Genomic DNA, 5,399 nt, shown 5'->3' on the forward strand with positions numbered 1-5,399 from the left:
GGTAGGCTCTTATGCCCCCCTTGCTTATCTCTGCGCTGCAGGCTTCGCCGTAATTTTAGCCTTAAGCTTTGCTTCCGCCTCTCGTTATGTGGTGAAGAGTGGAGCCGCCTATGCTTACGTAGAAGCAGCCTTCGGCGAAAATGCCGGACTTTATATTGGAACCTCCCGATTCGTTTCCGCCAGTATTGCCTGGGGTGTGATGGGCACCGGCGTAGTAAAAACCGTCCTGCAGATTTTCGGTATGGACACCAATAGCTTTGCTTTGGTGACGATAGGTTTTATTCTTTTGATGCTTGTCCTATTTATCATTAATCTGTTCGGGCTTAAGGTGCTGGAATTTGTTTCCAACCTATCTACATTAGGAAAGGTATTGGCCTTATCTCTGACGATTTTGGCAGGAATTTTCTTCTTATTACAGCATAGGCAAACTGCAGACTTGTCCCTGCTGGTGCCCGGAAACAGCAGCAACACCGTTCCTGCTTTAAGTATTAAATCCTTTGTTACAGCCATTGTAGCAGCCTTCTATGCCTTTACCGGCTTTGAGGGAGCAGCCAGCGGTTCTTCCGATATGGAGACTCCGGAAAAAAATCTTCCAAAAGCCTTGCCCTTATCTATCTTCATGATTGCCGCTATCTATTTGGGAATCGTTTTTGTATCCATGAGACTGAGTCCCATGGCTCTGCTAAACTCGAGCAATGTTGTGGTTTTAGCCGATATTTTTGAAAATCCCGTATTGCAAAACGCCATCGTTTTAGGTGCTTTTGTCTCTATGTTCGGTATTAATATTGCGGCTTCCTTCCATACTCCCAGACTTTTAGAGGCGATGGCTAAGGATGGACAGGTAAACAGTGTTTTCACTAAGAGAACTGCCGGGGGCTTCCCCTATGCCGCATTTGTATTCAGCATTTTGTGGGCAATTATGATTCCCATGGCCTTCCACTATGACATGAAAGGCATTATGATTATCAGCTCCATTGCTAGATTTGTACAATTCCTTTTGGTGCCTTTGGCTGTCCTATGCTTCTACTACGGAAAACAAAAGGGAGCAATTATCGAGAAGCCCATCAAAAGCTTTATTCTGGATGTGCCATTATCCATCCTGGCGATTCTCTTAACCATCTTCCTGCTCAGTCAATTCAACTGGGTCGCACAATTCAGCAGTAAAAAAGACGGCTTTATAGAGCCGAACTTCTATGCCATCTTTGCAATGGTATTTGGTTATCTTCTCTTCCCCTGGCTGGCCTTTGTGCTAAGAGAACAGCAGAAGTATAAGAGTCATCAAAAGGACTGATTCAGAAAACAAATCGGCAGCTAAGATAAATCCTGCGTATACCATTTACCGAATGTTGTAGACTGCCTACACCATGAACGAGATATCGCACGCTCTGCGAGCGATACTCGTTATGAATAAAAGAAAAAAGTCGCTCCTTGGGTCTTCCAAAGAAACGACTTTTTTTATTTCCAACAAGTATCTCCCCCCGGAATGAGGTATCCCGTCAAAAGACAAATATATGAAATAAAACGCCTTATTTTTCAGACTTTTTAATCCTCTCCTTTAATTCGCACAAATCGTTCTCCTATGCCGTATACGGTCACAATTGGTGCCACCTCCATAAAGGCTCTGGGAAAATTCTCCGCAAGGTACTTACGAATCATGGCCGACTGTCTGGGGGAACAAATGGAGGAAAGCATAATCTTTTCTTCCTTTGTATATGCTCCCACAACTCTTGTTTGAGTTACGCCACGACCAAGCCCCAGAATATACTTGGTGATATCCTCCGTATCATCTTTGATAAATGGAATAATGGTGACCTTATAAAGCTTTTGACGGAAACCAAAAAGCATATAGTCCATAATATAAATGCAAATCACATGGTTGACCAAAGCATAAAGGGCAATATCTTTTCCAAAAACGAAGCCCAGAGAAATCAGAATGGAACCGTCCAGGAAAAGCATGACTTTACTTAAGGGAACACCTTTAAAAATCTTCCGGTTCAATATTCTGGCAACAGTGTCCGTTCCGCCGAAGGTCACCCCCGCCCGAAGAACCAAGCCGGAGCCAACACCATAAAACAGGGAGAAATAAATGCACACCAAAAACATTTCCCCTTGTACAAAGACAAAGTCAAACATACCCGTAAGAACCAGTAAGGTAGGATAGAGAAAAGAAACGAAGATAATCTTCATAAACTCTTCTCGTTTCAGGAAACAGAAAGCCAGAATCAGTATGGTAATACTGAAAAAGTAATAAATATAGGTGTAGCGAATCCCGATAAAGCGCTCCGCCATCTGGGACAATCCCGTCACTCCGCTGGTAGACAGCTTATTCGGCACCAAAATGCAGTTTACAGAAAAAGCCGTTATAAAACAGCCTACAATAATCTGCAAATAGTTTAAAATCCTTTTCTGTAGCTTATGCTCCTGCTCTGCTTCCATTTTTCCTGCTCCTTCTTTATCAACGAGATATCGCACGCTTTGCGAGCGATACTCGTTATGAATTACACACAAAAGAAGAAGCACAAAACGCACTTCTTCTTTGTTTTTTGAACTATGTCTATTTTAGCACAGTGAAAAGAAAGTAAAAGCATTTTTTTACAAACTATCCATACTTATAGCTAAATGCACTAGATAAAAATATCAATCCATAGGCTTCCAGAATTTTTCCACAATATCTTCTTCCTTCAGATTCTTATCCAAGAGTCCGAAGGACTGGTAATCCTTGATGACCTTTCTCATAGCAGTTTCTGTTTGCTGATCGGTCAGTACAAAATTTAAAGAATTGGCAAAATCCAAGACCTTCTGTCTATCACCACTTGCCCAGTTCTTTTCCAAAAGAAGATCTACGAAGGTCTCCTTATTGTCCTCAATCCACTGGCTGCAATAGATGCTGGCGTTCTCTAATTTCTTGGCTGTAATAGGATTTTCCTTAGCAAAATCCGCATTCATAATCTGTACACAGCAAGGTTCAATCTTGAAGTCAGGATCAGTAGTAAGGGAACGAATTGGACGAATAATACCCTCGTCTACAAATTTCCGTGCAAACATATCGGACATCATGGCTCCCTGCACTTCTCCATTCTGTAAAGCCATAATCACTGCATCATTGGCAACCACCTTGTACTTCACTTCCTCAGGCTTAATGCCGTCGTTACTAAAGAAACGAAGAGCAATATTATGGTCGGAATTTCCGATACCGTCACTTAAAGAAACCGTCTTTCCTTTTAAATCTGCGGTACTTTGAATCTCGGAATCCTTTAATACATATAAAGTCTTACAGCCGCTATGAGCACCTTTTGTAAATACCAGATTCAAGCCATTTACAGCAGGAACAAAAACAGAAGCCAAATGGTCTGCAGCAATATCCACCTTTCCTGTAGCTACTGCATCCTTAGCTTCGGTCATCTGGCTGATAGCTGTACTTAAGCCCTCCGCCTTATAAAATCCCTCTTCCTGAGCAGTACCGAAGGTTCCTGTACAAAGTCCTCCATTATAACCAATTTGGATATCCTTGCCATAAGCAGGCTCTTTTTTCCAAGCTTCTTCCTCTTCCGGAGTAAGCTTTAAGGGATGATATACAATATCCTTTGCCTCCGGGCGGTCGGAAAATCCCCCCTTGATTTCTTCGGTTTGATGTTCTCCATCCCCCTGCTTTGCCTCCTGTGCTGTACTTTCCTTCTCGCCCTCAGCCTTTTCCTGACTTTCAGCCGAAGTTCCTGTTTCCGCCTTTGTCGTTTCCGCCTGCTTTCCCACCTGACTGCTGCAAGCCGTCATAGAAAATACGGAAGCTAAAGCTACTGCCATTCCCAGTTGTCTCAATGTCTTTTTCATCATACACTCCTCTTCTTGCCTGTACATTTCTTGTTCCTATCTATCTAAAAACCCATCGCAAAACGCCATGTTCCAATATTCCCATTGGCCTCCATAAGACTAATTCTATAAGGCTTCCCTAAGACTTCCATTACGTTTTGTATGAGTTTTAAGAAACTCCTTAACCTGACTCTTCTTCCTGATCCACCCCGAGAAGACGCATAATTTCCTCACGGTAAGATAAAAACTTGGAATCCAACCTTTTTCTGGGATAATCCAAATCAATAGAAATATCCCTTAAAATACTGCCTCCCGCCTTAGCCATAACAATGACTCTGGTACCCATATAAATGGCCTCATCCACATCATGGGTCACCATCAACATCATATTTTTCTTTTCCTTCCATAAAAGGAGTAGTTCATCCTGCATCTGCATTCTGGTAAAGGCGTCCAATGCTCCCAGCGGTTCATCCAGCAAAAAGACCTCCGGCTCATTAATCATGGTTCTGACAAGAGCTACTCTTTGCGCCATTCCCCCGGACAATTCGTGGGGATAGGCCTTCCGGAATTTGGTCAAATGGGTTAATACCAACATTCTCTCTATTTCTTCCGGTTTCTTCCGCCCCTGCATTCTGGGTCCGAAAGCAATATTTTCCTCCACTGTAAGCCATGGAAAAAGAGTGGGCTTTTGGAAGGCCATGCCTCTTTTGGCATCCGTTCCTTCTATTTCCTGCCCATCCAGCATTAGTCTTCCCGAAGTGGGAGGAATTAATCCGGCCACCAAACGAAGCAAAGTGGATTTACCACATCCGCTGGGGCCTACAATCGAAAGAAATTCTCCTTCCTCCACCTGCAAATTCACAGGAGAAAGAGCGAAGGTAATTTCCTTTTCCTTACGGGCAAAACTTTTTGAAACATTTTCTATTACTAATCCCAAGAGCTACTCCTTTCCGGACAGGTTCTTTCTTTCAGCCAATTGTCAGTTCTCATTCTTCTAATCCTTTTCTTATCAATCCTTCAGCATACCTTCCTGCCAACGAAGCACTCGTTTTTTGATGCTGTTTAAAAGAAAATTCACGGTAACAAAGATACCGCAGATGAGAATAATGGCACCGTACATCTTTCCATACTCCGCCCAGCTCTTTTGCCAGGTGATATACCAGCCAAGTCCGGACTCCACACCAATCATTTCCGCAACCATCAAAGCCATACAAGCTGAACTCATGGCCTGAACCATACCTTGGAAAATGCTGGGTAAGGCCGAGGGTATAGCGATTTCCAGGATCAAATCCTTCTCCTTTGCCCCCAAAGTTCTTGCCGCCTCATAATAAGACTTGTCCATGTTCCGAATGCCGGTAATTGTTGCTAAGGTAATGGAGAACCAAACGCCCAGCGCAATGATGAAGACACTTCCCCGGAACAAAGAAGTCGCTAAAACCATGACAATCGGAATCCATGTAGTACTGGGAATTGAGCCCAGGAGTTTCATAAAAGGTTCAATCCAGTAATTTATTTTTTTGTTATATCCACAGGCAATTCCTGTAAAAAGCCCCACAATCAGTCCGGAAAAATAACCGCAAAATAATAAAAAC

At 43.0% G+C, this 5,399-nt stretch carries 5 protein-coding genes; 1 reads left to right on the forward strand and 4 read right to left on the reverse strand.

Features of this window, described 5'->3' with window-relative positions:
• Positions 1–1,291 (forward strand): APC family permease (locus ACO4PX_RS08295; protein WP_485572249.1); only part of this gene is annotated, 1,291 nt, incomplete at its 5' end.
• A gap of 251 nt (positions 1,292–1,542) precedes the next feature.
• On the opposite strand, the gene ACO4PX_RS08300 is transcribed toward ACO4PX_RS08295, so the two are convergent.
• The 4 genes from ACO4PX_RS08300 to ACO4PX_RS08315 all read right to left on the reverse strand — a co-directional run.
• A complete protein-coding gene (locus ACO4PX_RS08300; protein WP_040648227.1) occupies positions 1,543–2,436 on the reverse strand; it encodes a YitT family protein in 894 nt (297 codons plus the stop codon).
• A 201-nt stretch (positions 2,437–2,637) separates the two neighbouring features.
• Positions 2,638–3,828, reverse strand: a complete 1,191-nt coding sequence (locus ACO4PX_RS08305; RefSeq protein WP_485572250.1) for an ABC transporter substrate-binding protein — start codon at positions 3,826–3,828, stop codon at positions 2,638–2,640.
• Positions 3,829–3,988: 160 nt separating this feature from the next.
• Positions 3,989–4,744, reverse strand: a complete 756-nt coding sequence (locus ACO4PX_RS08310; RefSeq protein WP_485572251.1) for an ABC transporter ATP-binding protein — start codon at positions 4,742–4,744, stop codon at positions 3,989–3,991.
• A 72-nt stretch (positions 4,745–4,816) separates the two neighbouring features.
• On the reverse strand, positions 4,817–5,399 hold a 583-nt coding region (locus ACO4PX_RS08315; protein WP_485572252.1), incomplete at its 5' end, for an ABC transporter permease.

The sequence above is a fragment of the Oribacterium sp. genome (assembly GCF_057249185.1).

What these genes read in the sequence shown, in the direction of transcription:
- ACO4PX_RS08300 (WP_040648227.1), bottom strand. Translation starts at nt 2,436, where the DNA reads ATGGAAGCAGAGCAGGAGCATAAGCTACAGAAAAGGATTTTAAACTAT.
- ACO4PX_RS08305 (WP_485572250.1), bottom strand. Translation starts at nt 3,828, where the DNA reads ATGAAAAAGACATTGAGACAACTGGGAATGGCAGTAGCTTTAGCTTCC.